We start from the raw sequence: 26,626 nt of genomic DNA on the forward strand, positions 1-26,626 counted from the left end.
CAGTTCCCCTTATTGGCTTTTATAGGCATACGTGTGTGATGATGGTTCCTGTCAGGCAACGCGTGCTTTGGCAGTTATCTCCCCGGCACTTTGGTTCATTTTCTCCGGTTGCTTGCCGTAATCGCGCGTTGCAGCTTCTGGCGAAACAAGGCCAAGCGTGATGTCCCGGGCGATTGCCTCTTTCGAGCGTTCCGACGTTGGGCCGTAACCCGCACCACCGGCGAGAACCAGCTCAACGATTTCGTGAGGGTTATTAATCTGGACAAGTTCTCCGGTGCCAACGTCGCGTGTGATATGGCCATGTTCGTCGAGCACGCGACCCGAAGCACCGCCACCTGCCGTCCCGCCGAAGAGACCGGCGATCGGGTTGTTCACCCCCTCGGGATAGACTGACACCAGGGTCGTGAGATGATCGTCCGACAATTTACGCAGTTTGATCCGTTGACCGAGGCCACCGCGGTGTTTGCCGGCGCCGCCGGAGTCCGCAAGATAGGTCTTCTCCAGGACAAGAACCGGAACGCGTGCTTCGAACGTCTCGATGGATGTATTGGCTGCGGAGGTTGGATAAAGAAGGCCTGATTTGCCATCTCCGTGTGCCGAGCCACCCTGTCCGCCGCCAACAAAAAGCATATCGGAATAGGTTTCACCCGCACTATCGCGGCCATAAACGCTTGCTGCGACCGGAAGACCGGTAAAGGCCTGTACCTGCTGCGGTGCCGCTTCCGACAGGGCCCTGAATATATTCGGTGCGATATACCAGCCGGTGCGCGTGCGCAGGTTCACTGCAAGAGGCTTGTCACAGTTCAGGATCGAACTTTTGGGTACGTCGAGCGTGAATGCCCGGTAGCAGCCGGAATTGCCGCGCACATTCGGCGTCAGCATGCATTTCAGCGGATAAGTGGCATGGGCCATGGTGTAATTGAGCGTGCAGTTCAGCCCACCCTGGGCAAGCTGTGGCGGCGCGCCGGCAAAGTCGAGATGAATAGTGTCGCCTTTGACGGTCAGAGCCAATGGGTAGGTCATTGGCGTGCCGAGCGGATTGTTCGTTACGCTGCCATGATAAGTGCCATCAGGAAGTGCCGTGATCGCTTCCCGCATTGCTTTTTCCGAACGGTTTTGCACCACGGAAGCCAGAGCTCGCAAATCGCGCATGCCGTAGTCGTTCATGAACGACTGCAGGCGCTCGGCGCCAATCGCATTGGCTGCCACAAAAGAGTGCAAATCGCCCAGTACCTGTTCCGCGTTGCGCACGTTTTCGCTGAACAGACGCACAAAGGTTTCATTGATGCGGCCGGCCTCGTAGAGTTTCATCGGCGGAATCTGAAAGCCTTCTTCGTAGATTTCGCGTGCTCGCAGGCTGTCCTTGGTGCCACCAATGTCAGAAACGTGACCAACCGTGCCCATAAGGCCGACAACGCGATCGCCAAGGAATACCGGCGTGACCACCGCAATATCGAAGAGGTGGCCTGCACACAGCCAGGGATCGTTGGTAATCAGCACATCTCCCGGCTTCAGCGTTTCGGCCGGATAGCGCTCCAGCAACGCTTTGACAGCCAGTGGCAATGTGAGATTGAATACCGGCATGGCGCGAGGTGAATGAGCGAGGGTTTCGCCGTCTGGATCAAGCAGTTCACACGCGAAATCCTGCGCTTCCGAGATAACAAGCGAGAACGCTGTCCGGCAGACGGTCAGCCACATTTCTTCAACCACGTTAACCAGACGGCTCCACATGATCTCAAGTGAAATAGGATCGGCTTCGATCAGTCGTGCTGCTTCGGCCAGCGGCATATCCTCAGTAATGCGGATATCAACGGTGCCTTCCTGGCTGACATTGATCAGCAGGTTGAGCACCGCATCGATCGCCACCGTATCGCCTGGAGGAACAATGGTTGTTGCCTCCCGTTCTTCGATAATCGCTGGACCGGTGATCGTATCGCCGGGTCGCAGCGCATAACGGTCATAAACGGTTGCCTCGCTCCAGGCATTTTCAAACCAAGCCTGGCGGGTACCCTTCACCTTCGCCTGTTTGTCTCCCCCGCCTGCTGCCCCCGACAAGGACAATGTCGGAACGGGACCAACGCAGTGGACACGGAAGTTGATAGCCTCAAGCCGAGCGTCTTCATATACCGATGTGTAGCGTGCTGAATAGGCCTTCGAGAAAGCGCCGCGAATGGTATCGAGGCTTGACGCGGCAATGTTGCCTGCTGGAAGCGGCACAGCGATGTCATGCATCTGGCCTATGAGGCGCATGTCGGCGGTGCGTTCAACCGTGATATCAGCCGGCTGTACCCCGGCTTCAACAAGGTGTTTGCGCCCTTCCGCCTCGAGTTCCATGAGCAGCACATTAACGCCCTGTGCATCGAACTCTTTTGAAAATTCCGTGGGCAAGGAGCGAACGATATCGAAGGAAAGGGGTGCAGCCAGAAATCCGAGCGCGGACGCAGCACCGGACGCCGGCGGAATGATCACCTGACGAACGCCCAGCACGCGGGCGACGTCAACCGCATGCGCGGGGCCTGCGCCACCAAACCCAACCATGGCGTAATGTCTCGGGTCCTTGCCTTTTTCAACAAGATGCACGCGGGCTGCAGCCCCCATGCTTTCGACAACAACCTTGTGTATGCCCCAGGCGGCCTCTTCGATCGAAAGACCCAGCGGTATTGCGATCGAAGCAATTGCATTGCGTGCGGCTTCCAGGTCGAGAGACATGCGTCCGCCAAGGAAGAAATTCGGATCGTAGTAACCCAGCACAAGGTTAGCGTCGGTTACTGTCGGCTTCTTGCCCCCCATGCCGTAGCATGCGGGTCCCGGGTCTGACGCTGCAGAGTGCGGGCCCACCTTGAGCAGACCAACCTCATCGATAGCGGCGATCGAACCGCCGCCTGCACCAATTTCGATCATATCAATGACAGGCGCTTTAATGGGCAAGCCAGAACCTTTGGCAAACCGGTTGACGCGTCCTGCCTCCAGCATCGGTGCAATTTCAGCAAGACCGTTCTCGATCATGCAGGCCTTTGCCGTTGTACCTCCCATGTCGAAGGAGATGACATCCTTGTGGCCGGCCAACTTTCCAAACAGAGCAGTCGCCAATCCGCCGCCGGCAGGTCCGCTTTCCAGCAACCGGATCGGAAACTGGCGGGCGGTCTCCGGAGACACCAAACCACCAGCAGAGTGCATCAGGCGGAGTGATCCGGTGAATGAACGCAACGCAAGCTCGTGCTCAAGCCGCTCGAGATAACGGCGCATGAGCGGCTGTACGTATGCGTTTGCCGCCGTCGTCACAAACCGCTGATATTCCCAGATTTCGGCAACCACCTCACTCGACAATGAAACGGTCATATGCGGGCAGGTTTCACGAACGATCCGTGCGGCTTCCTGCTCGTGGTCGGCGTTGCGGTAGCTGTTGAGAAAGCAGATGGCGATTGCTTCACAATCAGCTTCTGCAAGAACCGAGGCAGCTTGCCGCACCGCTGCAATGTCAAGTTTCTCAACAACCTGACCATCGCGGTCCATGCGTTCCTGGACCTCCAGACGAAGGTCGCGGGAAACAAGAGGCTCGGGGAAGGTAAGGAACAGATCATAGATGTCGTAGCGCTGTTCGGTACCCATCTCCAATATGTCACGAAAGCCCTGCGTCGTGATGAGGCCAAGTTTAGCGCCTTTGCGCTCGATAATGGCGTTTGTTACCAATGTAGTGCCGTGGACGATATCTCCGATATCGGCCAACGCAATCCCTGCTTGTTCAGTCAGTTCACCGAGCCCGATCAATGCCGCCTCAGAAGGATCATGCGGTGTCGTCAGACGTTTATGCAACTGAACGGATCCATTGTGACTGTCGTAGAGAATGAAGTCGGTGAAAGTCCCTCCGATGTCCAAGCCAATGCGCCAACGGTTTGTCATGAATTTTCCTCCGCGATAACAGGTATTGCTGTGTTGAAAAGAGCGTCATTGGTCAGCGCTGCAATTTCTGCAGCGCCTTCTCTCAATCGACGTATGATGGCTAGACGTTCTTCCGGCGCGACCATTGCATCTGGAAACGAAATGCACAGGGCGACCTCATCACCGGTTGCCGGATCGCCGACGGCAACAGATATGGCGCGTACGCCGCTTACTGCTTCGTTGCGTGACTCGGCATATCCTGACGCGCGGGTGAAAGCGAGGCGGGCAAGCAGGTCGCTGATATCCTGGGGTGAGGTGACAGATGGCGGGGTAAATCCATTGGCGTAGAGCGCTCGGACATCATCATCGCTTAGCCGCGCGAGCAACGCGCGTCCGGTGCTCGAAGCAAATGCTGGGAGGCGGTCACCAATCGTCGTAACCACGCGCAGGGCATGTTTGCCTGCATGGGCGGTGACGCCCAGGACCTCTGTTCCTCGGCGCACGCTGATATAGCCTGTATGCCCGACATCTTCTGAAACGCCCGCAACCACTGTGTCCGCACGATCAATGAGAGACGCGGCGTAGCGATACATTTGGCCGACCTGATTAATCAACACAGACGGGCGGTAACGCTTTGTGTCCCCCACTGTTTCGAGAAGGCCTTCGTCACGCATGGCGCGGAGCAGGCGGGAGGCATTGCTTTTTGGCATTCCCAGCAAGGAAACAAGGTCCGTGACAGTTACGTCAGGCCTTGTCGTGGAAAAACAACGCAATACTGCGACTGCCGCCGAAAGAATGGTCATTGCCGTTCGCCCTTATTTGTTCCATAAAATGGAACCTGAGTTTTATTAAATGAAACTTTGCATGGGAAATCGCGTGTGTCAATCGCGTGTTGGATTGGCCCCTTGCAGTTGGGGGTACTTCTGAATTTGAAGATGGACGATTGGATCGCGTCGGGATCAGCGGCAATCTTTCGTGCTGCGGAGTTGACAATCGCAGGCGGAAGGACGCGTTCGTGCCCTGAAGTGGGCGTTTGTTACCACCCGTAGTTCTATAAAATCCGTAATATGATCAGGTGTTTAGAGAATCTCGCGGCCGCTGGGAACAAGGTAGCGGGAGCCAAGGCAAAAGGACTGCTTCGTCAAAGGGCATGTGCCGGTATCCCCGCCACATAACACGGTTATCATCTGTCAAACTTGAACTCGGAACGGAGTGTGGTGGAAACACCGAGTACTCCAATACAATCATTTTTATACGCCATTCAGATCCGTAGAATCTGGAAGGCGATCAAGATTTCATGGCGCCGCTCAAAAGAGTGCTTACAAGGGAATGTTCCTGGAGAACCAGCATTTTCGGCCTTGATGTCGAACATTCTCTGTGGCGCCTGATAAATCTGCCACCACCTCACGAAGGGCACTGGATTTCATTGCCTGCTTCCACGCTGCGATACCCGCACGGAGAGGTTGAGGGCAATGGCAATAAGAGTTGTCCCGACGATAAATAAAAATGCTGCTGCCGCAATTGCGGGACTGATGTTCTCGCGGATGGTGGAAAACATTTGCCTGGCCAGTGTCCGCTGGTTCGGACCGGCCACGAAGAGTGTCAGAACCACCTCGTCCAGCGAGGTGGCAAAAGCAAAGACAGCACCCGATACAATCCCTGGAAGAGCAAGCGGCAAGGTTATCTTGCCAAGTACGACGTATGGAGCAGCGCCCAGACTGGCTGCTGCTTGTTCAAGGCGCCGGTCGCTTCCCTGTAATACAGTCAGGACATTCACGACAACGAAGGGTACACCGACAACCGTGTGCGCGATGATCACACCGAGATAACTATTGGCCAATCCATAGCGCGCAAACATCAATTGCATGCCGACGCCCAGCACCACTGCCGGAACCACCATTGGCAGCAGAAACACAGTCTTGATGAAACTGAACACCGGCGAGAGTTGGGTCCCGCGCAGGCCAAGCGCCCCAAGGGTGCCAAGAACTGTCGCCAGGAGCGTCGTGCCGCAGCCGATGATAAGGCTGTTTATAATTGACCGCCGCCAAACCTCGGCTGTCAAAAGCTCCTCGAACCAGCGCGTGGAATAACCGGGAATTGGATAATTAAGGAACGCACTATTTGTGAAAGCCAAAGGCAAAATCGCGAACAGTGGTGCAAGCAAGAAGAATACTGCGACCGAGCCAAAGACAATTTTTGAAACACGCAGGAAGTTCATGGCTTCAACTCCCTTTCAGCGGAAAGCCTCAAATACACCACGTATAGCAGAAGCGTGGCGACCAGGAGTACCAATCCGAGGGCACCGGCCATGCCCCAGTTGGCTGCACCTGTCGCATAATAGGCGATAACAGAACTTATCATCTGATCCTTCGCGCCGCCGATCAAGGCTGGTGTGATGTAATAGCCAAGTGCACTCATGAACACGAGAAGGGAACCCGAAATCACGCCACGCAATGCCAGGGGCAGGAGCACGGCGAGGAAGGCGCGCACGGGATGCGCACCCAACGAGGCCGCTGCCGGCATCAGGGTTTTCGGAATTCCAACAAGCACGCTGAAGATGGGCAGGACCATAAAGGGCAACAACACGTGCGTCATGGCAATCACAACGCCTACGCGGTTGAAAATCAGCGAGACGGGTTCCGTCGTCAAACCCAGAAACATCAAAGTGGAATTGATCAGGCCGGTATCCTGCAGAAGAATAAACCAGGCTGCCGTCCGCACCAGCAACGATGTCCACAGAGGCAACAAAACTGCACCCAGCAGGAGCTGCCGCCGCCACCCTTCGACCGATGCGGCGATCATGGCAAACGGAAAACCAATCAGGATACACGCCGCTGTAACAGCTAACGCCATGGTGAAAGTCCGGATCAGAATGGTTCTGTTGGCGGATGCTCCAGCGGGTATTGTGTCGATCGCTCCTGACGAGTTTCTCTCAAGGTCCACTGCTGCGAGAAGATTGCGGTCGGTAATTGTCGAGGAGGTAGCAATGGCAATCACCTGCCAATAGCTGTTGTCGGCCCAGCGCTTGTCCACGGCCGTCAGATCGATCGGACCCGCCGTCGCTTTTACTGCTGTACGCGTCTTGGTTATCAACGTCCGAAAGCCAGCCTTGGCACTGTTCAGCCGTCGCACAAGATCGCCGAACAACTGATCATCGTTGATCTGCCGCAGATCTTCCACAAAAGCAGCACTCATCTCGGACGTGGGTGAGCTGGAACGATCCCAATCTGACAGAGCATTTGTGCTCGCCGGAAGGGCTTGGGTTGCAACTGGATCAGACACCGCCGATTTCATCATTGTGAAAAGGGGAAACGCGAAGAATACGATCAGGAACAGCAACAGGGGCGCGACCAACGCGAGGGAGACCATCTGTTTGCGAAACAAGACGCTCATGCATCAACTGCCCAGCAATCGGACGGCAGGAAAGAGACCGTCAGACTGTCACCAACCGAAGGGGGCAATCGATTGCGGTCTGTCTTTACAACGAAGGATTGGCCGCCACCCGAGAGCAGAAGCCGCAGGTGATCTCCATAGTAGACGACATCTGAAATTCTGGTTTCGAGTGTGTTCCCCGGTCCGGCGCCCAGGCCGATCCGTTCGGGCCTGATTGAAAAGACAACCTTGCTGCCTGACCGGAGACGGTCTTTGGCGACGACTTTTATGACCTCATTGTTTTCAAGGCGTATTACTGCTTCATGGCCGTCAATGGAGTGTACCGAGCCTGCGACAAGGTTGGTTTCGCCAATGAATTCGGCAACGAAACGAGTGGAAGGGTGATCGTAGATTTCCGAAGGCGAACCTATTTGTTCGATCTTCCCGTGATTGAAGACCGCAATACGGTCCGACATTGTCAACGCTTCGGTTTGATCATGTGTTACAAAAACCACCGTTAGACCAAGCCGCTTATGAAGGTCCCGGATGTCCAGTTGCATCTGCTCGCGCAATTGCTTGTCCAAGGCTCCCAGCGGCTCGTCCATCAACACCACTTCGGGTTCGAATATCAACGCCCGGGCCAAAGCCACACGTTGCTGCTGGCCGCCTGAAAGCTGCGAAGGGCGGCGCTCTGCAAGCGCACCAAGTTGAACCATGTCGAGTGCACGCTTCACACGTTCGGAAGTGTCGGCACGCGAAGTTCCTCGCATCTTCAGGGGGAAAGCGATATTTTCCGACACCGTCATATGCGGAAACAGGGCGTAGTTTTGAAAGACGACCCCCATGTTGCGCTTATGGGGTGGCAGCTTGTCGATCCGTTTTCTATCAGACCAAATCGCCCCGCTCGTGGGATTTTCGAAACCGGCAAGCATCATCAGGATCGTTGTCTTGCCGGACCCTGAAGGTCCAAGAAGGCTGACAAACTCACCCTTTCCGATATCAAGATTAAGCTCTTCGACGACTTTGAGTGCTCCAAAGGATTTGCTTACATCGTCAAAGCGAATAAAGGAATTGTCCATTTTTCACAAACCTTGGCTGGCGACATTCATTCAATAAAGCGCCGCAGGATACTGTCCCGCCGCAATATTGATCGAGCCATAGTTGCGGCAAGGGCGTGGAGGCACCCGCCCTTGCCCTCACTGGCTTACTGGGCGAGCCAAGCATTGAAGCGTTGGGTCAGCGCCTCGGAATTATCCGTCCAGAAATCGATATCAAGTGAAATCGCGCCCTTCAAATTGTCAGGTGCGGTGGGCAGTTCGGCCTGGAATTTTTCCGGCACCAGCTTCCCCGCTTCAATGTTGGGAAGTCCGTAGGCGATGAACTCCGGCAGTTTTGCTTGATTGTCAGGCTTGCTTGTAAAGGCGATAAAGTCCATCGCGGCGTCCTTGTTCGGACTGTCTTTAAGAATGACCCAACTGTCGATTGCATAGATGCTGCCAGGAAACACAAAACCAAAATGCTTGCCTTCCGTCCGGTTCAGACCGCTGATGCGGCCGTTGTAGGCAGTGGTCATCACGACCTCGCCGGAAGAGAGCAGTTGCAGCGGTTGAGCTCCTGCTTCCCACCATACGATATTGGGCTTGAGAGCATCCAGTTTCTTGAATGCGCGATCAACGCCTTCGGGAGTGGCAAGGACTGTATATACTTCCTTGGGAGCGACGCCGTCCGCCATCAAGGCGAATTCAAGTGCGTATTTTGCACCCTTGCGCAGTCCTCGTTTGCCCGGAAACTTTTCGGTATCCCAGAAATCTGCCCAGGATGCCGGAGCTTGTTTGAGTTTGTCACCATCATAGGAAATGCCCGTGGACCAGACGATTGCGCCTACGCCGCAATCCCCAACAGCGTCGGGCAGAAACTTGTCTTTGCCTCCAAGTTTGTTCCAATCGATCTTTTCATAGATCCCGTCTGCACAGCCGAGCGCAAGTTCTTCGGCCTCGACCTGAACAGCATCCCAGTTCGGTACCCCGGCCTTGACCTTGGCCTGCAGAACGCCGTACCCGCCATCCCAGCTTTCATCCAGCAATGGCTTTCCAGACTCCTTCGCGAATGGCTCGAAATAGATCTTGCGCTGGGCGTCCTGGTAATTGCCGCCCCAAGACACAACTGTAAGATCCCGAGCCTCAACCGCCGTGACGTTGATCGCGAGAAGAGAGCATGCAAACAATACTGCCTTTGAGATTTTCATTGTTATTCCCCTTTTTTTTATAACTGAGTCTAGCAAATCATAGTTTGAGCTGATTGAAAGCATCCAGCATCAGGCCGGTGATTATAATCACCATACCTCAGTAGGTGGGAGGCGTTATGGCACTCAGAATCTCGCTTTTCTCATCATGCACATTCCGGAAACGATGCGGAAGCCTGCTGTCGAAGTAATAGCCATCGCCCTCCTGCAATATCTTTGTCTGATCTCCCACCGAAACTTCAACGGCACCGCGAATAACCATCCCCGCTTCCTGTGCTGCATGCGCGAATGCTTCCCCGGTGTCAGCGCCCACTGCATATGTTTCGTGAAGCATCAACAATTGTCTGTTTGGATAGTTGAACCCCACGACGCGATAGGAAATAGCGTCTGCCTTGCCAATTTCCACCAGATCTTCCTGCCTGTAAAAGGGGGTGTATGGAAGGCTTGACTGCAAATCGCTGAAGAAGCCCGGCAACGTTGTGCCAAGAGCATCCAGAACCGCCCCGAGAGTATCTATAGAAGGGCTCATTTTGTCCCTCTCGATCAAAGAAATCGTAGAATGAGAAATACCCGATCTTACTGCAAGCTCGCGCACACCAAGATCACGCCGGCGCCGCAGTTCTCTTAGTTTTGTACCAATTTTTGGCATGGGTTCCCGTCACAAAGTTGAGTATCTGTTCCTTCGCCGCGTCGATAATTCTGCGCTGGGACAAGATACGGATCACAAGCATGTTTATGTGCTGGTGAGAATACTAGACGTATACGCTCCGGGCAATTGCAAGCGGGGCCGACCTGTCTGATTGTGCGGGAAATTATCATTGCTCCCACATCAAGAGAGATCTGCATGGCACGCCGTCTGGAAGACTTTAAGGGTAAAATAACCTATCTCAAGAGTGCCGCACTTGAGACTTCAGGGGATACGGCGCTGATCGAAACCACGGTGAAAGACATCATTGCGAATGTGCGAAGCAACGGCGACGCGGCGGTTCGGACATATGCGGCAACCTTTGACAAATCGAATCTCGCGGTTTTTGAGGTTACCTTGCAACAGCGTCGCGATGCTGTGGCAAATCTGGATCCACAAACAAGGAAAGACACCGAATTCGCTATTGAACGTGTGACGGCTTTTGCCAAAGCGCAATTGGCGACGATTCTGCCGCTGGAATTTGACGCGCTTCCTGGTCTTCATCTTGGGCATCGAGTCATCCCTATAGAGACTGTCGGCGCCTATGTGCCGGGAGGCCGCTATCCCATCCTGTCCGCACCCGTCATGACGATCGTGCCAGCGAAGGTTGCAGGATGTGATCAAGTTGTAGCGTGTCTGCCGCCCAATGCTCATCCGGCGATGATTGCCGGATGTCACCTTTCAGGCGCAGATCGCATCTTCAGGATAGGCGGAGCCCAGGCGATCGCGGCCATGGCCTTTGGCACGGAAAGCGTTCCGGCAGTGGACAAGATCGTCGGACCAGGCAACGCTTATGTAAACGAAGCAAAGCGGCAAGTGTTCGGCCAGGTCGGTATTGATCAACTGGCCGGACCCAGTGAGATTTTCGTTATCGCCGATGAAACGGGCAATGCCCGGATGATAGCCACCGATCTGCTTGCCCAGGCTGAACATGACGTGCGTACCCGCGTAGGTCTGATAACAACCGATATCGCATTGGCAGAAACGGTACTGAAGGAGATCGAACGCCAGCTCGCAACCTTGCCTACAGCCGACGTTGCAGGCGTGGCCTGGCGCGATTATGGCGAGATTGTCGTTTGTGACGATGAGGAAACCATGATCGCCTATTCGGATTTCATTGCGGCCGAGCATCTTGAAGTGCACACCCGAGACGCGCAGGCCACAGCGCAGAAATTGCGGAACTACGGATCCCTTTTCATCGGCGAACTTGCAAGTGTCGTCTACTCGGACAAGTGTTGCGGCACGAACCATACGCTGCCGACAATGGCTGCCGGCCGTTATACGGGGGGCCTCTGGGTGGGTTCATATGTGAAGATCTGCACACATCAATGGCTCGACCAACGAGGTGTGGCTGCAGTAGCGCCTTCAGCTATCAGACAAAGTCACACCGAGGGTATGGAAGGACACAGGAGGGCGGCAGCCATGCGCCTGCATGATCAATCCGCATAAGTTTTTGCAGGCTCAACGGCCGGCGCGGGGATGTCACTTGTTTTGACTTAAGGAACAATCGATGATGATCATGGGAATGAACCATCACCGATTGCAAAAATTATCATCTCCCGCCCCGGATCATTGCTCGGGCTGTCTCGCTCTATCATCGGTTTCCGCTCGGCCTGCGCTATGGAGGAGATAACGGCGATCTCGAGGCGGTCGAGTCGAAGGAAAGCAGGAAGCGATCATGGGGAGCGTGCAAATTCCCTGTCTGCTCTGACCTCCGCCGACCCGAGATGGGATTGGAGAGTGTCGTCTTTGTAGTTCGGCCAGAAAAGGTCGCGCTTTTGTAAGGCAAGCACCACCTTATTGGAACGCGATGAGCTAGACAGTCGGCAGCATCCCGCCGTCGAGCCTGAGATTGACTCCGGTTATGTACCCGGCTCTGGGACTTACGAGGAATGAGATGGCATCGGCTATCTCTTCCAATGTTCCAACGCGACCGACGGGTACCTGGGCGAATATAGGCAGTACTGCCTGCTCGATCAGTTCCCATGGAGAGTCTTGTGCAAGCCCGCGCTCTACAGCAACCTCGCGAAACCGGGTATCCAGCCTGGCGCTGTGTATCGTGCCGGGCGAAATCGTATTGACTGTCACGCCATCGGCCGCGACCGCCTTGGCCATCGACGCTGTCATGGCGTTCATCGCAGCCTTGCAGGCCGAGTAGTCGGGTCTGGCGGCCGGAGGCATCAAACCGGCCAGGCTCGAAATGTTCACGACACGGCCCCACTTGGCTGCCTGCATCCTGGGTAGCAGCCGGGTAGTGACCCTCACAGCGGCAAGGACGTTTCGGTCGTAGGCCGAGGCCCAGGAAGCTGCACGACTGTTTGTCCAGTCTTCCGTATCGCCTGAACCACCGGCATTGTTAACCAGGATGTCTATCGGGCCGGCGAGAGACTGTGCCTCCTCGACCAGACACTGCACTTCATCGTCAACAGTGAGGTCTCCAACGACGGCATACGCGTGCCCTCCTTGCTCGCAGATGGTGCGAGCGACCCGCTCGGTCTGGCTTCTGTCACGTCCATGGACGACGACGATCACTTTCTCACGAGCGAGCCCTCTGGCTATCGCCTCCCCTATGCCTTTGCTGCTCCCGGTAACGAGCGCGACTTTTCCGTCCAGTTTCAAATCCATTGCCCAGCACCTATCTTGAGTCCAAGGCCCACACAATGGATGGAAAGATGACCGAGACAAGTACGCACTTAATAGTACCCATAGAACACGAGGAGCGGTCAGCCTGCCTTGGTCCGAATGGTTCTGTCGCGCACGTCACCAGAATGCTTCGGATGATCAGCGGACGTTGGAAGCTGCCAATCTTGTTCCGTCTTTATGCAGCACCATCATTGAGGACCTTGCAGTTGAAAAGGGACATGCCGGGTGTTTCGCAGAAGATGCTCACACAACACCTGCGCGAACTGGAGAATGATTGTCTGATCGAGAGGCGAGACTACGGCGAGCAGCCGCCGCGCGTCGAATATCAGCTTACCGAAAGGGGGCGAGGGCTTATGCCTGTGCTCATGGCAGCGAGGACGTTTTCAGTGCGTCACCCGACCTAGAAAACACAGCAGCCTTCCCGACGATGTCGGGCCAGTCATAGGCACGCCTCTTTTCAGTTCGTTGCATCACTGCCGTCCCTGATATTCGAAAACTGGACAAGCGTATCCCTGAAAGCCTCAAAAGCCGGAGTTGCAAAGCCGGGACGGCAAGCCAGATATGTATCGACTGTCATCAGCGGCTTTTCTTCGACCGCTGTGGCTCCACGCATCAGTTCAACCACGCTGCGCGGCATAATGCTGAAGCAAGACCCCGCCGCCGTGCAGGCGTACATTGCATGACAGGAGTTAACCTCCTGGACCAGGAAACGCTCCTTGAACGTTTTGAGAATTCTGTCCACGTAGTCGAGATAGGACTCGTCTTGCGTGGTAAGCGTCATGCGTTTCTTGTTGTGTAGAAACAACGGTACGCCAATCTCCGCCTCAAGTTGCTGGATGCGAGTCGTAACGTTTGAACACATCTTGTTGTCTCGTACTGGCGACGGGGCGAAAGCGAAAACTGATGGGATCTTAATCGACGGTACTCACGCCATTCATTAACGGGTCCTCCCGAACGGCCGCTGTTAGGAAGTCGAGCACGGTTCGAACGCGCAAAGGGATATTACGCCTCGACGGGTAGACCACATAGATTGGAAAACGGGTCGGCGGATAGGCGGGCAGGAGATTGACGAGCCTGCCAGCTGTAATATCCGGCGCTGCGATAATGTGTGACAGAACGGCCAGACCGGCACCGGCCACTGCAGCTCGATGGACCCCCAGTGCGTTGTTCGCCAACATTTTAGGTGCAATGTTCATGCAGACGTCTTCTGCTCCGGTCGAGAAGTGCCAAACATATCCGTCTCCGACCCTGCCATAGGAGATACAATCGTGACCATGGATGTCGGAAAGCTTTTGCAGGGGTGAACGGTGCGCCACATAAGATGGGGAGGCCACCAGAAAAGCAGTGGTCCAGCCGATGCGCCGGCAAATCAGACTGCTGTCGGCCGGTGTTCCAAGGCGGACCTCCAGATCCAGACGCTCGCTGATGAGATCAGACGTACCTTCGTTGAAAATCAGGTCTAGAGAAAGATCTGGGTGTGAACCCAGAAGATCTCCGATCCGTTCGCTCAGATAAAGACCAAGTGGTGTGGGAACGCTGATACGGACATGGCCAGAGGCGTGCGTACTGGCAGTCCCGACAGAGTCTCCCAATTCATCGAACAAGTCGATTATACGAAGTGCTAAGGGAACAAGCCTTTCACCCTCAACAGTGAGCGCCACCCCGCTCGTGGTGCGGTGCAGCAGACGTGTGTCGAAATGCTGTTCAAGTGCTGTGATCTTTCGCGAAACGGCAGGTTGCGTCAGGTGACGTTCACTGGCGGCTACCGAGAAAGATCCGGTCTCGGCCACACGCAGAAAAGTCTGCAGAGCAGAAATCATGTCCATCTTATTCCCCCGCTATAACCAGGAACAGCCTCATACATTCGGGCATAAGTGTTATGCATGTCGATGCCGCCACACAATGTTCTATCCAAAAAAATGACGCCAAATCAGGTGGTTATGTAGATACTGCCTCTGAGAGACCCTGCATGCTGCAACTTGCTGGACCGTAGGGCTGATTTACATTTCTCTAATTCGGATATTTAGTGTCCTTAAGGATATTATACATCCTTAATAACGTAAAGGAGAAATACGCGATGACGGCGCGTCTGAATTACACTCATCACTCACCTGAGTTTACGACGAAGTTCATGGATTTCAGCATGGCGCTCAAGAACAGCGTGACCGATGAAACAATCCTGCATCTTGTCCATATCCGCGCTTCCCAAATGAATGGCTGCGGGTTTTGTCTCGACATGCATGTCAAGCAAGCCAAGATACACGGCGAAACCGAACTTCGTCTCTACCATGTTGCGATCTGGCGGGAGTCGACATTGTTCGTCCCGCGCGAGCGCGCTGCGTTGGCATGGACCGAAATTTTAACGAGAATTCCCGAGCAGGGTGTTCCTGATGACATTTACGAGCGTGTGCGTGGGCAGTTTTCGGAAAAGGAATTGTCTGATCTCACGTTCAGCGTCATGGAGATCAATGCGTGGAACCGTGCAAATATTGCGTTCAGGACGGTTCCTGGTTCCGCCGACAAGGCCTTCGGTCTCGACAAGGCTCGCCTCAGCTAGAAATTGAACGTCAAGGCCGGTGATGATTGACCTGTGCCATCCGCTTCAATCGCTCACAAAAACATTCAACAAACCTGGTTCAGCAAGGACCGTGAAAGGAAACACGTCATGAAAATCGTTGTCATTGGCGGTACGGGGCTGATTGGCTCCAAAACCGTCGAACGCTTGCGCAAGAAGGGTCATGAGGTCATGGCAGCGTCTCCCAATTCGGGCGTAAACACAATCACCGGCGAAGGTCTGGCGGAGGCCCTCAAGGGTGCACAGATCGTTCTTGACCTTGCCAACTCCCCATCCTTTGAAGACGAGGCTGTCCTCGAATTCTTCCAGACTTCCGGGCGAAACCTTCTTGCTGCCGGGGCAGTTGCGGGTGTGAAGCATCATATTGCGCTGTCGGTAGTCGGCACAGAGCGTCTGCAGGACAGCGGCTACTTCCGCGCAAAGCTGGCACAGGAGCAACTGATCAAAAGCTCCGGAATCCCCTACACCATTGTTCATTCAACGCAGTTCTTTGAATTTCTGAGCGGAATCGCGCAATCGGGAACCGTCGGCCAGACGGTTCATCTTTCGCCGGCTTATGTTCAGCCCATCGCGTCCGATGATGTGGCCGACGCAATGGCTGCTGTGGCCCTTGCGGAACCGGCAAACGGCACGATTGAGATTGCCGGACCGGAGCGCGTGCGGCTGCATGAACTGGTCGGGCGCTATCTGAACGCCATGAACGATACCCGTACGATCGAGGCGGATGTCCATGCAAAATATTTTGGGGCGGAATTGAACGACCAGTCATTGGTGCCGGTTGGCAAAGCGCGTCTCGGATCGATCGGCTTTGACGAATGGTTCAAAACCACATCACACCCGAAGTGAATTCCCACGCATTCCGACGTTCCAGTGGCGGCCGAAAGGGCGGCCACACTTCTCAAATCCAAACTATTGGAGATCAAACATGTTTAGACATTCCCTCCCTGCATTAGCCTTCGTATTTCTGACCGCTTCCGTGGCCGGTGCTCAAGCTGCCGGCAATGATGCAAAAGTCACTCTGGTTTATGAGCACGAACTTCCCAATGTGCCCGGCAAGAGTATCAAAGGGATCCTGGTCGAGTATGCGCCAGGTGGCCGGTCTGCGGCTCACATGCATCCGAATTCGGCATTCATTTACGCCACTGTGCTGGAGGGCGCCATTCGCAGTCAGGTCAACGATGACCCGGCCAAGGTATATCGTGCCGGCGAGAATTTTTCCGAGATGCCGGGCGACCGCCACAGCGTCAGTGCCAATGCCAGCAAAACAAAACCGGCCCGGCTTCTGGCCGTGTTTGTCGTCAATACCGATGAGAAAGATCTGACGACGCCGATCAAGAAGTAAAATCGGCGTTTTCTCTGGTTGAAGCGGCCCGGCTCACGGCTTTGAAGAGACGGGCCGCTTCCATACTCCGGAAGATCAATACAGGGCCTGGAGACTATGCTCCATCTACTTTCCACGGCAATCGCGTCCGCATCTCCGCTTGTCTACATCGATCTGGTCGGAATTCTTGGCATGGCGGTCTGGCGCGCTATTCCAAAGTCTTTGGCCAATCTCAGACTTGTTGTGCAGATTGTCTTTTTCATCGCATTGTCAGCCATGCTTCCGGGCCAGAACGTTATTCCCTATGTGCTCGAAAATAGCTCGACTGTATCATCCGGTGCCATTCTGATCGGTTCAGTCAAAGCGATCTGGTGGGTCCATCTTGCCTGGGCGTTGATCGGATTTGTACGCATCTATCTTGTCTTTGAACAAACACCAAGAGAAGCCCGCCTGCTTCAGGATATCGTCGTTGGGGCTGTCTATCTTGGACTGACGTTGTCCATTGCCGCCTTTGTCTTCGGGGTTCCTGTCGGAACGCTGATAGCAACCTCCGGTGTATTCGCCATCATTCTTGGGCTTGCTCTTCAGAACACGCTCAGCGATGCTTTTTCGGGCATCGCACTCAATTTGGGTCGCCCCTATGTTCTGGGCGACTGGATTGTGCTGAGTGATGGCACCGAGGGCAGGGTTGTGGAGAGCAACTGGCGCTCCACGCATCTGTTGACCGGAATGCACAATGTCGTGGTTTTGCCAAACAGCCTTCTTGCCAAACTTGGCCTGACCAATGTCAGCAGTCCGGATGAAACACATGGGATTATACTGACCGTGCGTTTGGCGCCGACAAGAATGCCTGCAGTTATCCTGGAAGTGATGCGAACGGCTCTGACGAGCTGCAACACCATTTTGAAACAGACGCCACCCGTGGTCGCCCTGAAGTCACTTAACGCCGAAGCATTGGAAATAGAACTGATCTTTCAGGTGGCGCATGTGGCCGAAAGGGTACAGGCCAGGAATGAGGTGCTGGACCTTGTCTATCGCCATTGCAAGTCGGCTGGTCTGCTTTTGGCAAAGCCTGCATCATCCATATTTGCCGTCACGGACCTGCAGTCGGAGGAGGCCGCGAGGCCGCCTCAGGTTACGCCCATCGACCTTATCAACGCGGTGCCCATATTCACAACTCTGACCGATGAAGAACGAGAGGTGCTGGCCGCAACGACCACGGTCCGTTCCTATCGAAAAGATGAAGCCATTGTTCGCCAGGGCGAAATGATGTCCTCCCTCATGATTATCAGGGCTGGTGTAGTTGTCATGCTGCGCGAGAACGGCGCCAATGAAGAAGTCGGCCGGCTTGCTCCGGGTGATTTCTTTGGCGAAACGGGATTGCTGGCTGGAATGGGCGAAGCATCGACCTTGCAGGCTCTGACCCATGTCGTCGTCTATGAAATCAACCAGCAGAGCTTTGCACCCTTGTTGCTCGACCGGCCGGCCTTGACAGAGGATCTCGCATTCATATTGTCAAGGCGGGCAGCTTCGGGGATAAACGACAAGGCACCGGATGAGCGACAGGAACGTTCGGTCATGGCACTTCTGAAATCCATACGAACGATCTTTCGCGGCTAGCGTTTCAACAAGACGGCATCTGGATTGTCAGGTGCGCTGCAATACCCATTCAAAGCTGCTTTTCCAAAGGTCGGCCGGAATTTCCTTTGAGAGAGTATCGACCAGATCGGACAGCTTTACGCTGCGCAGCTTTGCTCGCCATGCCTCGTCAGCCTCCCACATGATCCGGGCAACGGCACAGGGTTTGGTTTCGCAGTAATCAGCCGGGCGGCACGGGTTGTTCGTCCTGATATTGCTGCAAACAAAAGTTGACGCTTTGCCCTCGACTGCTTCGACGATTTCGAGAAATGTAATTTCGGAGGGAACTTTTGCGAGGCGATAGCCACCGCTTGGACCCAATGTCGTTACAACGATCGAGGCCTGCGACAGGCTTTGCAGTGCCTTCGATAAATATTCTTTCGGGACGCCGTGAAATTCTGCCAGTGCCTTGGTCGACAGGTAGCGGTTCTCAGGAAGTCCTGCCAGAATAGCGCAGCAATGCAAAACCCATTCAACCTGGCTCTTCAAAATCATGTGTAATTCCGCGACGCGCGAGAATGCCGCCGTTACGGGTTGCAGTTATTTAAGGATATAAAGTATCCTTAAATGGGGCGTTTGTAAATCAGCGGATATTGTTGTCAACAGTATTATGGTCTCCAGTCGTGCGGGATGGTAGAATGCCAAGCTACTTGAAATCCGTTCGTTGACATCTCCATATAGCGGCAAAAATGTCCTGTTCCTGCAAAGTAGAAACGTCGCTGCGCAACCTTCTCGTTGATTCCGACGAGATTTGGAATACGGATTTTAGGACTGATTTTGATGAGCGAATGCGACTGCACCGTATTGGGGGTATTGCTAGAGGTTATCGATAAGTGTCGGCCGCTAGCGTCGGCGGTACTTTAGGTAATGCCATTCACGGCACAGTCCGGCTGGCCAGGCGAGCGATAGCCTGCTGCCTATCGTCTTCACCATTCGGCAAAGGAGCCGTCCTTGTGCCGCCAAATCGGGTTGCGCCAGCGATGCCCTTCCTTGGCGCGTTCCATAACGTACTCTTCATTGATTTCAATTCCCAGACCAGGGCCATCGGGGATGGCTACATACCCGTCTTCATATTGAAACACGGACTTGTCACTGGCGTAATCGAGCAGATCATTGGTGCTGTTGTAATGGATACCCAAGCTTTGTTCTTGAATGAAGGCGTTGTAGCTGACAGCGTCGAGTTGCAGGCAGGCTGCCAGCGCAATCGGGCCAAGCGGGCAATGGGGTGCCAGTGCCACATCATAGGCCTCGGCCATCGCTGCGATCTTGCGGCATTCTGTAATCCCGCCGGCGTGGGACAAATCAGGCTGGATGATGTCAACAGCCCCTTGCTCGAGAACGCTCTTGAAATCCCAGCGGCTGTAAAGGCGCTCACCCAGTGCAATCGGCGCCGAGGAGAACGAGGCTATTTCCTTGAGCGCCTCGCGGTTCTCGCTTAACACTGGTTCTTCGATAAACATCAGGCGATAGGGATCAAGCTCCTTGACGAGGGCCCGCGCCATCGGGCGGTGGACACGGCCGTGAAAATCGACGGCAATTCCGATGTTCGGTCCGACTGCCTGGCGCACAGATGCGACGCGCTCGACGACCGCATCGATTTTGTCGTGGCTGTCAACGATCTGCAGTTCTTCCGTCCCGTTCATCTTGAGCGCGGTAAAACCCCGGCTGGTGACATCCAGCGCTCCGGCGGCGATGTCGGCGGGTCGGTCACCGCCGATCCATGAATATACCTTGATCCGATCACGGAGTTTGCCGCCAAGAAGTTCATGGACGGGCACGCCCAGTGCCTTGCCTTTGATGTCCCAAAGCGCCTGATCGACACCGGCAATCGCACTCATCAGGATGGGGCCGCCGCGATAGAAGGCGCCGCGATACATCACCGTCCAATGATCCTCGATCAGACGCGGATCTTTACCGATCAAATAATCGGCAAGTTCCGTGATCGCGGTTTCGACAGTATGCGCGCGGCCCTCGACAACAGGTTCGCCCCAGCCGCTCACACCCTCGTCGGTTTCAATTTTCAAAAAGAGCCAGCGCGGTGGAACAATGAATGTTTTGAGTGCCGTGATTTTCATCTTTGTCTGACCCTTTAACCAGCTTTGTCCGCATTGATGGATTTTGCTGCTGCCAGATCGCGCGCAGCAAGGTCCAGTATGTCACTGGCCGCCTGACGTGCCGCCGCCGCATCACGCATCCGCAAAGCCTCGACCATGGCACGGTGAGCCTTGATCGCTTCACTTCTCTGGTCGTTGGAGGTGGTGGCAGTGGTTTCGAGAACAAATTTCAGCGCCGCGTCGATCAGCCCGCCAATCTGGCGGAACACCGGATTATGACTTGCGGCATAGAGAATCTGGTGGAACGCAATATCTGAACGCGAGAACCGTTCCACGTCGTTTGCTGCGTCGGCCATGCCCTGCCAGGCAAGTTCAAGATCCGCAATTTCCTGCAGCGTGGCTCTGCTGGCTGCAAGTTCCGCCACCAGCGGTTCTATAGCGCGGCGTGTTTCAAGGATTGCGTCGAACAGGCGGTCGTCCAGAAGGTGCGGTGCATGCCATTCCAATACTTGAGGGTCAATGATGTTCCAGTTGTCCGGATCACATACGGTTGTTCCAATACGCGGACGGCTGCTGACCAGCCCCTTGGCTGCCAGAACCTTCAGTGCTTCCCGGATCACTGTCCGGCTGACGCCATATTCATCGCCAAGGTCGTTTTCGCGCGGCAAAAGGCTGCCGCCTGGATAACGGCCTGCGAATATATCCCGGGCAAGTGCGCGCAGCACGTCCGGCATGACGCGGGGGCGCCGTGTTTTCTGCACGCCTGCAACTGACGGATCAGTGATCTGGTTCATCATTCCCCCCTCTGCGACGCGATCGTGCAGTGCCTTATCGATCATTGCGTCCCGAATTCCAATCCCTGAAGCCTTAGACTATTTATCATACCAGAGCAATTGACGAGTATGATAAAACTGATTAATTGTATCATCACGATCGGAAAAATGGGATCGTGCTTTTGGGAGGAATGACGATGAATTTGATCAAGACGGCGATTCTCGCCGGCGCACTCGCAACCATGTCGGTAGTATCAGCGGTTCCTGCAAATGCGCAGGACACCAAGATTGGCTTCATCGTGAAGCAACCCGAGGAACCATGGTTCCAGGACGAGTGGAAGTTTGCCGATCAGGCAGCCAAGGAGAAGGGGTTTACCCTTGTCAAAATCGGCGCTGAGGATGGCGAAAAGCTGATGTCGGCGATCGACAATCTTGGTGCACAGGGTGCTCAGGGCTTTATCGTCTGTACGCCTGATGTGAAGCTCGGACCAGGCATTGTCGCCAAGGCGGCTGCCAACAATCTCAAGATGATGACGGTCGATGATCGTTTGGTCGATGCCGCCGGCAAGCCGCTTGAGGATGTACCCCATATGGGTATTTCCGCCACCAAGATCGGCGAAGCCGTCGGGCAGGGCATTGTTGATGAGATGAAGGCGCGCGGCTGGAAGCCGGAAGAAGTAGGAGCAATTCGAGTTTCCTACGATCAACTGCCGACGGCCGTCGACCGTGTCGAGGGTGCCATTTCAGTGCTGAAGGCAAACGGCTTCAAGGCTGAGAACATCTTTCCCGCTCCGCAGGCAAAGACAGATACCGAAGCTGCACTCAATGCTGCAACAGTGGTGCTGAATGCGCATGCGGGTATCAAGAAATGGGTTGCCTTCGGTCTCAATGACGAAGCGGTACTCGGTGCCGTGCGCGCGACGGAGAGTGTGGGCATTCCGGCGGACGGTGTGATTGGCATCGGTATTGGCGGGGCGGATTCGGCGATCAACGAGTTCAAGAAGCCAACGGCCACGGGCTTTGTCGGGACCGTTATCATTTCTCCCAAGCGTCATGGCTATGAGACTGCCACCAATATGTACGAGTGGGTTGCGAACGACAAGCAGCCGGAAAAGCTCACTCTGACATCGGGCGCTCTCGCCAAGCGGGATACTTTCCAGCAAGTGCGCAAGGAACTCGGCATCGAGTAATCCTCGCCCGTATATCGATATCACTGGCGGCGGTTTGCTCCGCCGCCAAGCTGGAGGGGAAGCACGTGTCGTTTTTACAATTCTCAAATCTTACGAAGACCTATCCTGGCGTAAAAGCGCTGTCTGGCATCAGTTTTGATGTGCGCAAGGGTGCCGTGCATGGATTGATGGGGGAGAACGGTGCCGGAAAATCAACCCTCATCCGGATTCTATCGGGAGATCAGCACGCCAACGAAGGTGAAATACGTATTGATGGCGAAGTTCAGGCGTATGGCTCTTCAAGAGATGCCTTTGAGCATGGTGTAATCGTCATCCATCAGGAGTTGCAACTCGTTCCCGAGTTGACTGTGGCGGAAAACCTTTATCTTGGCCGGTTTCCGGCAAAGGCGGGAATTGTCGCGTCTGCCAAAATGTTCGCCGATGTTACCGAGAAGCTGAAGGGTGCAGGAATCGACATCGATCCGCGCCGCAAGGTAAAGACGCTGTCCATCGGTGAACGGCAGATGGTGGAAATAGCCAAGGCGGTGATGCTGGATGCACGGGTGATAGCCCTTGACGAGCCGACCTCTTCTCTTTCGTCCCGCGAAAGTGAAATTCTTTTCACGCTGATCAACCGCTTGCGGTCGGAAGGCAAGATCATCCTCTATGTATCGCATCGGCTGGACGAGGTTTTCAGGCTCTGCGACAGCTTGACGGTTTTGCGCGACGGTAAGCTCGCCGCACACCATGAGACATTGCAAGGTGTGACACGTGATCAGATCGTGGCCGAAATGGTCGGGCGGGAAATCAGCGATATCTGGGGATGGCGCGGCCGCGAGGCAGGCAAGGTACGTCTGAAGGTCGAGAAGGTTTCCGGGGAACGCCTGCCTGTGCCAGCAAGCTTTGATGTGCATGCAGGTGAGATTGTCGGCTTCTTTGGCCTTATCGGCGCCGGCCGTTCCGAACTCATGCGACTGGTTTTCGGGGCTGATCCGCAGTTTTCCGGTACTACCTCGATCGACGGTACCCTGGTGAAAGCCGGGAGCCCGCGTCAGGCGATCCGGTCAGGCATTGTCTTGTGCTCGGAGGACCGCAAGCATGACGGCATTCTCCAGGGGCGTTCGATCGAAGAAAACATCAATGTTTCGTCCCGCCGCCATTACAGCCCGTTCGGATTGCTTGACCGAAAGAGGGAGGTGGAGGTTGCGGAGACTTTCATCAAACGCCTGAAGGTCCGCACACCATCGCGCAAACAGGACATCGTCAACCTCTCCGGCGGCAATCAACAGAAAGTCATACTGGGTCGCTGGCTGGCGGAGCAGGGTGTGAAGATTCTGATCGTCGATGAACCCACACGCGGCATTGATGTCGGAGCCAAGTCGGAGATCTACGAGATTCTCTACGAACTTGCCGAAAGCGGCATGGGCATCGTGGTGGTTTCGAGCGAGCTGCCAGAGGTGATGGGTATCTGTGACCGTATCCTGGTCATGTGCGCCGGGAAAATCGCGGCGGGGTTGAATCGTGATCAGTTTGAAGAGAATGCGATCCTGGCAGCAGCGCTTCCGGACGTGCAGCAGCCAACCGACATTGCGTATTGAGGATATGGGCATGACCAATCATTTAAAGAAGATTTTGCTGGGTGACCAAGGCATCGTATTGATATTCATCGTGGCCTTCACGATCGTGGCATTGCTGGTTCCCAATTTCCTCACCGAACGCAATATGCTTGGCCTGTTGCAGTCCGTGGTTACGGTTGGGATTGTCGCTTGCACGATGATGTTCTGTCTCGCAGCGCGTGACTTCGATCTGTCAGTTGGCTCGACTGCGGCTTTTACAGGCATGGTCGCGGTCATGGCATCGAACACCACAGGATCAATACTGGTGGGGATTGGCGCAGCGCTTCTGTGTGGCGCGTTCGTCGGTTTCGTCAATGGTTTCGTCATTGCGAAGTTCAGGATCAATGCCCTCATCACCACGCTGGCGACCATGCAGATTGTGCGCGGCCTTGCACTGATATCGTCGGACGGTCGCGCCATCGGCATCAATGATCCCGGATTCTATCAGCTTGCACTCTCCAAACTGTTCGGTATCCCGACACCGGTCTGGATACTTGCCGGTCTGTTTCTTATCTTTGGCTTTGTGCTGAACCGCACGGTTTTCGGCAAGAACACACTGGCGATTGGCGGCAATCCCGAGGCTTCCCGTCTTGCAGGTGTCAATGTCGACAAGACCAGAATCTGGATCTTCGCCCTGCAGGGAATGGTCTGCGCAATAGCGGGAATATTGCTCGCATCCCGCATCACATCAGGCCAACCCAATGCTGCCGTCGGCCTTGAGCTTTCAGTTATATCCGCGTGCGTTCTTGGTGGCGTATCGCTTGCAGGCGGACGGGCCACGATGGCGGGTGTCATTGTGGGCGTAATGATCATGGGCATTGCCGAGAACGTCATGAACCTCATGAATATTCCCGCGTTTTATCAGTACATCGTGCGTGGCCTCATCCTGCTGCTGGCGGTCATGCTGGACAACTTGCGGTCCAGCGCTTTTATCCGGCGATAGAGGATGCTGTCCGGAAAACAGTCAGTACCGGTGGATTTTCTGATCCTGCACAATGTGCATATGGCTGTCCGCGTCGCCACAAAAGGTGGCGCGGTGGTGGACGGCAAGACCTCGGATAACCGCTTCTTTCTGCGTCCCTACGCCGGGACGCAACAAGAATTCATGGTGCAACGGGCGGCATGTTTTCCGCTTGTTCCAGTCGGTAACAGGGTCGCGGGCAACGGATTCCACTTTGCCGGTAAACGTCGGTCACTTGTTCCCAACACACAGGAGAGCCTTTATCTGCATGGCGACGGCTGGCTTGGTGATTGGGATGTGCTGGAGGTATCGGCCGAAGCGGTGGCAATGGAGTTCAGCAGGAAGGCGGACGAAAATTCCCCTTATGATTACAGGGCAACACAAACAATCCGGCTCGACGGCACCACACTCGACATGCACCTTTCCATAGTCAATAACGGCGATGAGATACTGCCTTTCGGAATTGGATTTCATCCCTTCTTTCCGCGAACCCCCGGAACAACCCTTGAGGCGGCAGCCAGTAGCTGGTGGACGGAGACGCCGTCACACCTTCCGCATGCCCGCAGGCCGCTGCCTGCGGATATGGTTTTTGCGCGTTCGACATCGATACCGACGTCCTGGATCAACAATGCGTTTGAGGGATGGGACGGCAGGGCTATCATTAAATGGCCGGAGCACAATCTTTCTCTGCGTTTGAAAGCCACGGAAATTTTCTCGCGGTTTATGCTCTTCGCACCGTACTCCGACCAGAGTTTCTTCTGTTTCGAGCCGATGAGTCATACACCCAACGCGCTGGCGTCTGTCGAAACGGATCCTATGGGTCTCAAATTGCTGGCGCCGGGAGAGAAGATCAGCGGCGGGCTGTCGCTGACAGTCATTGATGGGAGTGAGGAGTTATGACGAACCGTCTTGTCGGAAAAAGGATAGTCATTACAGGCGCGGCACAGGGTATCGGTCTGGCAATTACCGAAGCATGTCTGGCAGAAGATGCCCGTCTCTTTCTCATCGATCGGGATCGCACATTGCTTGAAAGTGTGGTGGATGAACTGCGGGCAAGGGCAACTTCAGTGGGATTCGCTGTGGCCGATATCAGCGATGGTGCGGCTGTTGCTGCGGCAGTCAATCAGGCGAATGCGGAAATCGGTGCGATCAATGCCCTGATCAATAACGCAGGCATCAATGTGTTTTCCACGCCTCTCGAAACGTCGGAAGAGCAATGGAACCGCAACTTTGATGTCAATGTCAAAGGCGCATGGAACTGCAGCAAAGCCGTACTGCCATCGATGCTGGAGCAGGGCGGCGGCGTTATCCTCAACATTGCCTCGACCCACAGCTTTACGATTATACCGCAGACATTTCCTTATCCGGTGGCCAAACACGCCTTGCTTGGCCTGACAAAATCCATTGCACTCGAATATGCGGGAAAAGGAGTGCGGGTGAATGCGCTGGCTCCCGGTTATGTGGAAACGCAAAAGGTTCTCGACTACTGGAACAGCTTTGAAGACCCCGCAGCAGCGCGCGCCAAGACACTCGCTCTTCATCCGGGCGGGCGCATCGCCTCACCGCAGGAGATCGCGCAGGCAGCTGTGTTCATGATTTCCGATGAGTGCCCGTTCATGAACGCTGCCTGGCTTGTCGTGGATGGCGGCCTCAGCCAGCAGCAACACCCGAATAACTAGCAAAAACAGAGCATCAATC

24 protein-coding genes are annotated in these 26,626 nt (G+C 55.0%); 11 read left to right on the forward strand and 13 right to left on the reverse strand.

Annotated elements, in window-relative coordinates; all coding sequences use genetic code 11:
- Positions 1 to 51: 51 nt before the first annotated feature.
- The 7 genes from FHW16_RS23125 to FHW16_RS23155 form a co-directional block, all read right to left on the reverse strand.
- A complete protein-coding gene (locus tag FHW16_RS23125) occupies positions 52 to 3,900 on the reverse strand; it encodes a hydantoinase B/oxoprolinase family protein (RefSeq protein ID WP_182551654.1) in 3,849 nt (1,282 codons plus the stop codon).
- On the reverse strand, positions 3,897 to 4,682 hold the full coding sequence (locus FHW16_RS23130) for an IclR family transcriptional regulator (RefSeq protein ID WP_182551655.1): 786 nt from the start codon (positions 4,680 to 4,682) through the stop codon (positions 3,897 to 3,899). The genes FHW16_RS23125 and FHW16_RS23130 overlap by 4 nt, the downstream gene beginning before the upstream one ends.
- A gap of 620 nt (positions 4,683 to 5,302) precedes the next feature.
- Positions 5,303 to 6,097, reverse strand: a complete 795-nt coding sequence (locus FHW16_RS23135; protein WP_182551656.1) for an ABC transporter permease — start codon at positions 6,095 to 6,097, stop codon at positions 5,303 to 5,305.
- On the reverse strand, positions 6,094 to 7,272 hold the full coding sequence (locus FHW16_RS23140; RefSeq protein WP_182551657.1) for an ABC transporter permease: 1,179 nt from the start codon (positions 7,270 to 7,272) through the stop codon (positions 6,094 to 6,096). The genes FHW16_RS23135 and FHW16_RS23140 overlap by 4 nt, the downstream gene beginning before the upstream one ends.
- A complete protein-coding gene (locus FHW16_RS23145) occupies positions 7,269 to 8,330 on the reverse strand; it encodes an ABC transporter ATP-binding protein (RefSeq protein WP_182551658.1) in 1,062 nt (353 codons plus the stop codon). Before FHW16_RS23145 ends, FHW16_RS23140 begins: the two co-directional genes overlap by 4 nt.
- A 125-nt stretch (positions 8,331 to 8,455) precedes the next feature.
- Complete coding sequence (locus FHW16_RS23150) at positions 8,456 to 9,496, reverse strand: ABC transporter substrate-binding protein (protein ID WP_182551659.1); 1,041 nt, start codon at positions 9,494 to 9,496, stop codon at positions 8,456 to 8,458.
- Between the two features lie 97 nt (positions 9,497 to 9,593).
- Positions 9,594 to 10,142 (reverse strand): cupin domain-containing protein, encoded by a 549-nt coding sequence (locus tag FHW16_RS23155; protein WP_182551660.1) that lies wholly within the window; start codon positions 10,140 to 10,142, stop codon positions 9,594 to 9,596.
- A gap of 195 nt (positions 10,143 to 10,337) precedes the next feature.
- Between FHW16_RS23155 and hisD the strand changes: the two genes are divergently transcribed.
- Complete coding sequence (gene hisD, locus FHW16_RS23160; RefSeq protein WP_182551661.1) at positions 10,338 to 11,627, forward strand: histidinol dehydrogenase; 1,290 nt, start codon at positions 10,338 to 10,340, stop codon at positions 11,625 to 11,627.
- Between the two features lie 366 nt (positions 11,628 to 11,993).
- Here hisD and FHW16_RS23165 read toward each other — a convergent pair whose 3' ends face one another.
- Positions 11,994 to 12,803, reverse strand: a complete 810-nt coding sequence (locus tag FHW16_RS23165) for an SDR family NAD(P)-dependent oxidoreductase (protein ID WP_182551662.1) — start codon at positions 12,801 to 12,803, stop codon at positions 11,994 to 11,996.
- 47 nt (positions 12,804 to 12,850) lie between these two features.
- On the opposite strand from FHW16_RS23165, the gene FHW16_RS23170 reads away from it, so the two are divergent.
- Positions 12,851 to 13,225, forward strand: a complete 375-nt coding sequence (locus FHW16_RS23170) for a winged helix-turn-helix transcriptional regulator (protein ID WP_182551663.1) — start codon at positions 12,851 to 12,853, stop codon at positions 13,223 to 13,225.
- A 53-nt stretch (positions 13,226 to 13,278) separates the two neighbouring features.
- On the opposite strand, the gene FHW16_RS23175 is transcribed toward FHW16_RS23170, so the two are convergent.
- Positions 13,279 to 13,683 carry a LysR substrate-binding domain-containing protein gene (locus FHW16_RS23175; RefSeq protein WP_182551664.1) on the reverse strand — a complete coding sequence of 135 codons (405 nt, stop codon included), beginning with the start codon at positions 13,681 to 13,683 and terminating at the stop codon, positions 13,279 to 13,281.
- Positions 13,684 to 13,732: 49 nt separating this feature from the next.
- Positions 13,733 to 14,647: a LysR family transcriptional regulator gene (locus FHW16_RS23180; RefSeq protein WP_182551665.1), complete on the reverse strand. Its 915-nt coding sequence runs from the start codon at positions 14,645 to 14,647 to the stop codon at positions 13,733 to 13,735.
- A 251-nt stretch (positions 14,648 to 14,898) separates the two neighbouring features.
- Between FHW16_RS23180 and FHW16_RS23185 the strand changes: the two genes are divergently transcribed.
- The 4 genes from FHW16_RS23185 (at position 14,899) to FHW16_RS23200 (ending at position 18,337) form a co-directional block, all read left to right on the forward strand.
- The gene (locus FHW16_RS23185) at positions 14,899 to 15,378 is read left to right on the forward strand and encodes a carboxymuconolactone decarboxylase family protein (RefSeq protein ID WP_182551666.1); all 480 of its coding nucleotides are present in this window, start codon (positions 14,899 to 14,901) and stop codon (positions 15,376 to 15,378) included.
- Positions 15,379 to 15,486: 108 nt separating this feature from the next.
- Entirely contained in the window at positions 15,487 to 16,242 is a 756-nt protein-coding gene (locus FHW16_RS23190; RefSeq protein WP_182551667.1) for an SDR family oxidoreductase, read from the forward strand.
- 79 nt (positions 16,243 to 16,321) lie between these two features.
- Positions 16,322 to 16,738: a cupin domain-containing protein gene (locus FHW16_RS23195; protein ID WP_182551668.1), complete on the forward strand. Its 417-nt coding sequence runs from the start codon at positions 16,322 to 16,324 to the stop codon at positions 16,736 to 16,738.
- Positions 16,739 to 16,834: 96 nt separating this feature from the next.
- A complete protein-coding gene (locus tag FHW16_RS23200; RefSeq protein WP_182551669.1) occupies positions 16,835 to 18,337 on the forward strand; it encodes a mechanosensitive ion channel family protein in 1,503 nt (500 codons plus the stop codon).
- Positions 18,338 to 18,364: 27 nt separating this feature from the next.
- Here FHW16_RS23200 and FHW16_RS23205 read toward each other — a convergent pair whose 3' ends face one another.
- The 3 genes from FHW16_RS23205 to FHW16_RS23215 all read right to left on the reverse strand — a co-directional run bounded on the left by FHW16_RS23205 (position 18,365) and on the right by FHW16_RS23215 (position 21,203).
- Positions 18,365 to 18,850: an RrF2 family transcriptional regulator gene (locus FHW16_RS23205; protein ID WP_182551670.1), complete on the reverse strand. Its 486-nt coding sequence runs from the start codon at positions 18,848 to 18,850 to the stop codon at positions 18,365 to 18,367.
- A gap of 431 nt (positions 18,851 to 19,281) precedes the next feature.
- On the reverse strand, positions 19,282 to 20,430 hold the full coding sequence (gene dgoD / locus FHW16_RS23210) for a galactonate dehydratase (RefSeq protein ID WP_182551671.1): 1,149 nt from the start codon (positions 20,428 to 20,430) through the stop codon (positions 19,282 to 19,284).
- A gap of 14 nt (positions 20,431 to 20,444) precedes the next feature.
- Positions 20,445 to 21,203, reverse strand: a complete 759-nt coding sequence (locus FHW16_RS23215; RefSeq protein ID WP_182551723.1) for a FadR/GntR family transcriptional regulator — start codon at positions 21,201 to 21,203, stop codon at positions 20,445 to 20,447.
- Between the two features lie 176 nt (positions 21,204 to 21,379).
- Here FHW16_RS23215 and FHW16_RS23220 point away from each other — a divergent pair, with 176 nt between their 5' ends.
- The 5 genes from FHW16_RS23220 to FHW16_RS23240 all read left to right on the forward strand — a co-directional run bounded on the left by FHW16_RS23220 (position 21,380) and on the right by FHW16_RS23240 (position 26,607).
- A complete protein-coding gene (locus tag FHW16_RS23220; RefSeq protein WP_182551672.1) occupies positions 21,380 to 22,372 on the forward strand; it encodes an arabinose ABC transporter substrate-binding protein in 993 nt (330 codons plus the stop codon).
- A 65-nt stretch (positions 22,373 to 22,437) separates the two neighbouring features.
- Entirely contained in the window at positions 22,438 to 23,949 is a 1,512-nt protein-coding gene (gene araG, locus FHW16_RS23225) for an L-arabinose ABC transporter ATP-binding protein AraG (protein ID WP_182551673.1), read from the forward strand.
- A gap of 10 nt (positions 23,950 to 23,959) precedes the next feature.
- Positions 23,960 to 24,910, forward strand: a complete 951-nt coding sequence (araH, locus tag FHW16_RS23230; protein ID WP_182551674.1) for an L-arabinose ABC transporter permease AraH — start codon at positions 23,960 to 23,962, stop codon at positions 24,908 to 24,910.
- A 3-nt stretch (positions 24,911 to 24,913) separates the two neighbouring features.
- Positions 24,914 to 25,828: an aldose 1-epimerase gene (locus FHW16_RS23235; RefSeq protein WP_182551675.1), complete on the forward strand. Its 915-nt coding sequence runs from the start codon at positions 24,914 to 24,916 to the stop codon at positions 25,826 to 25,828.
- Entirely contained in the window at positions 25,825 to 26,607 is a 783-nt protein-coding gene (locus FHW16_RS23240; RefSeq protein WP_182551676.1) for an SDR family oxidoreductase, read from the forward strand. Before FHW16_RS23235 ends, FHW16_RS23240 begins: the two co-directional genes overlap by 4 nt.
- Positions 26,608 to 26,626: the final 19 nt, after the last annotated feature.

Source organism: Phyllobacterium myrsinacearum, from assembly GCF_014138285.1.
In the GTDB taxonomy this organism is placed as follows: domain Bacteria; phylum Pseudomonadota; class Alphaproteobacteria; order Rhizobiales; family Rhizobiaceae; genus Phyllobacterium; species Phyllobacterium myrsinacearum_A.

Bases quoted from the DNA above. Each gene is read 5' to 3' on its own strand.
- FHW16_RS23175 (WP_182551664.1), bottom strand. From the start codon at position 13,683: ATGTGTTCAAACGTTACGACTCGCATCCAGCAACTTGAGGCGGAGATT.
- FHW16_RS23190 (WP_182551667.1), top strand. From the start codon at position 15,487: ATGAAAATCGTTGTCATTGGCGGTACGGGGCTGATTGGCTCCAAAACC.
- araH (WP_182551674.1), top strand. From the start codon at position 23,960: ATGACCAATCATTTAAAGAAGATTTTGCTGGGTGACCAAGGCATCGTA.
- FHW16_RS23130 (WP_182551655.1), bottom strand. From the start codon at position 4,682: ATGACCATTCTTTCGGCGGCAGTCGCAGTATTGCGTTGTTTTTCCACG.
- dgoD (WP_182551671.1), bottom strand. From the start codon at position 20,430: ATGAAAATCACGGCACTCAAAACATTCATTGTTCCACCGCGCTGGCTC.
- FHW16_RS23200 (WP_182551669.1), top strand. From the start codon at position 16,835: ATGCTCCATCTACTTTCCACGGCAATCGCGTCCGCATCTCCGCTTGTC.
- FHW16_RS23170 (WP_182551663.1), top strand. From the start codon at position 12,851: ATGACCGAGACAAGTACGCACTTAATAGTACCCATAGAACACGAGGAG.
- FHW16_RS23140 (WP_182551657.1), bottom strand. From the start codon at position 7,272: ATGAGCGTCTTGTTTCGCAAACAGATGGTCTCCCTCGCGTTGGTCGCG.
- FHW16_RS23205 (WP_182551670.1), bottom strand. From the start codon at position 18,850: ATGATTTTGAAGAGCCAGGTTGAATGGGTTTTGCATTGCTGCGCTATT.
- FHW16_RS23180 (WP_182551665.1), bottom strand. From the start codon at position 14,647: ATGGACATGATTTCTGCTCTGCAGACTTTTCTGCGTGTGGCCGAGACC.
- FHW16_RS23215 (WP_182551723.1), bottom strand. From the start codon at position 21,203: ATGAACCAGATCACTGATCCGTCAGTTGCAGGCGTGCAGAAAACACGG.
- FHW16_RS23185 (WP_182551666.1), top strand. From the start codon at position 14,899: ATGACGGCGCGTCTGAATTACACTCATCACTCACCTGAGTTTACGACG.
- FHW16_RS23165 (WP_182551662.1), bottom strand. From the start codon at position 12,803: ATGGATTTGAAACTGGACGGAAAAGTCGCGCTCGTTACCGGGAGCAGC.
- FHW16_RS23135 (WP_182551656.1), bottom strand. From the start codon at position 6,097: ATGAACTTCCTGCGTGTTTCAAAAATTGTCTTTGGCTCGGTCGCAGTA.
- FHW16_RS23220 (WP_182551672.1), top strand. From the start codon at position 21,380: ATGAATTTGATCAAGACGGCGATTCTCGCCGGCGCACTCGCAACCATG.
- FHW16_RS23155 (WP_182551660.1), bottom strand. From the start codon at position 10,142: ATGCCAAAAATTGGTACAAAACTAAGAGAACTGCGGCGCCGGCGTGAT.
- FHW16_RS23150 (WP_182551659.1), bottom strand. From the start codon at position 9,496: ATGAAAATCTCAAAGGCAGTATTGTTTGCATGCTCTCTTCTCGCGATC.
- FHW16_RS23125 (WP_182551654.1), bottom strand. From the start codon at position 3,900: ATGACAAACCGTTGGCGCATTGGCTTGGACATCGGAGGGACTTTCACC.
- hisD (WP_182551661.1), top strand. From the start codon at position 10,338: ATGGCACGCCGTCTGGAAGACTTTAAGGGTAAAATAACCTATCTCAAG.
- FHW16_RS23235 (WP_182551675.1), top strand. From the start codon at position 24,914: ATGCTGTCCGGAAAACAGTCAGTACCGGTGGATTTTCTGATCCTGCAC.
- FHW16_RS23145 (WP_182551658.1), bottom strand. From the start codon at position 8,330: ATGGACAATTCCTTTATTCGCTTTGACGATGTAAGCAAATCCTTTGGA.
- FHW16_RS23240 (WP_182551676.1), top strand. From the start codon at position 25,825: ATGACGAACCGTCTTGTCGGAAAAAGGATAGTCATTACAGGCGCGGCA.
- FHW16_RS23195 (WP_182551668.1), top strand. From the start codon at position 16,322: ATGTTTAGACATTCCCTCCCTGCATTAGCCTTCGTATTTCTGACCGCT.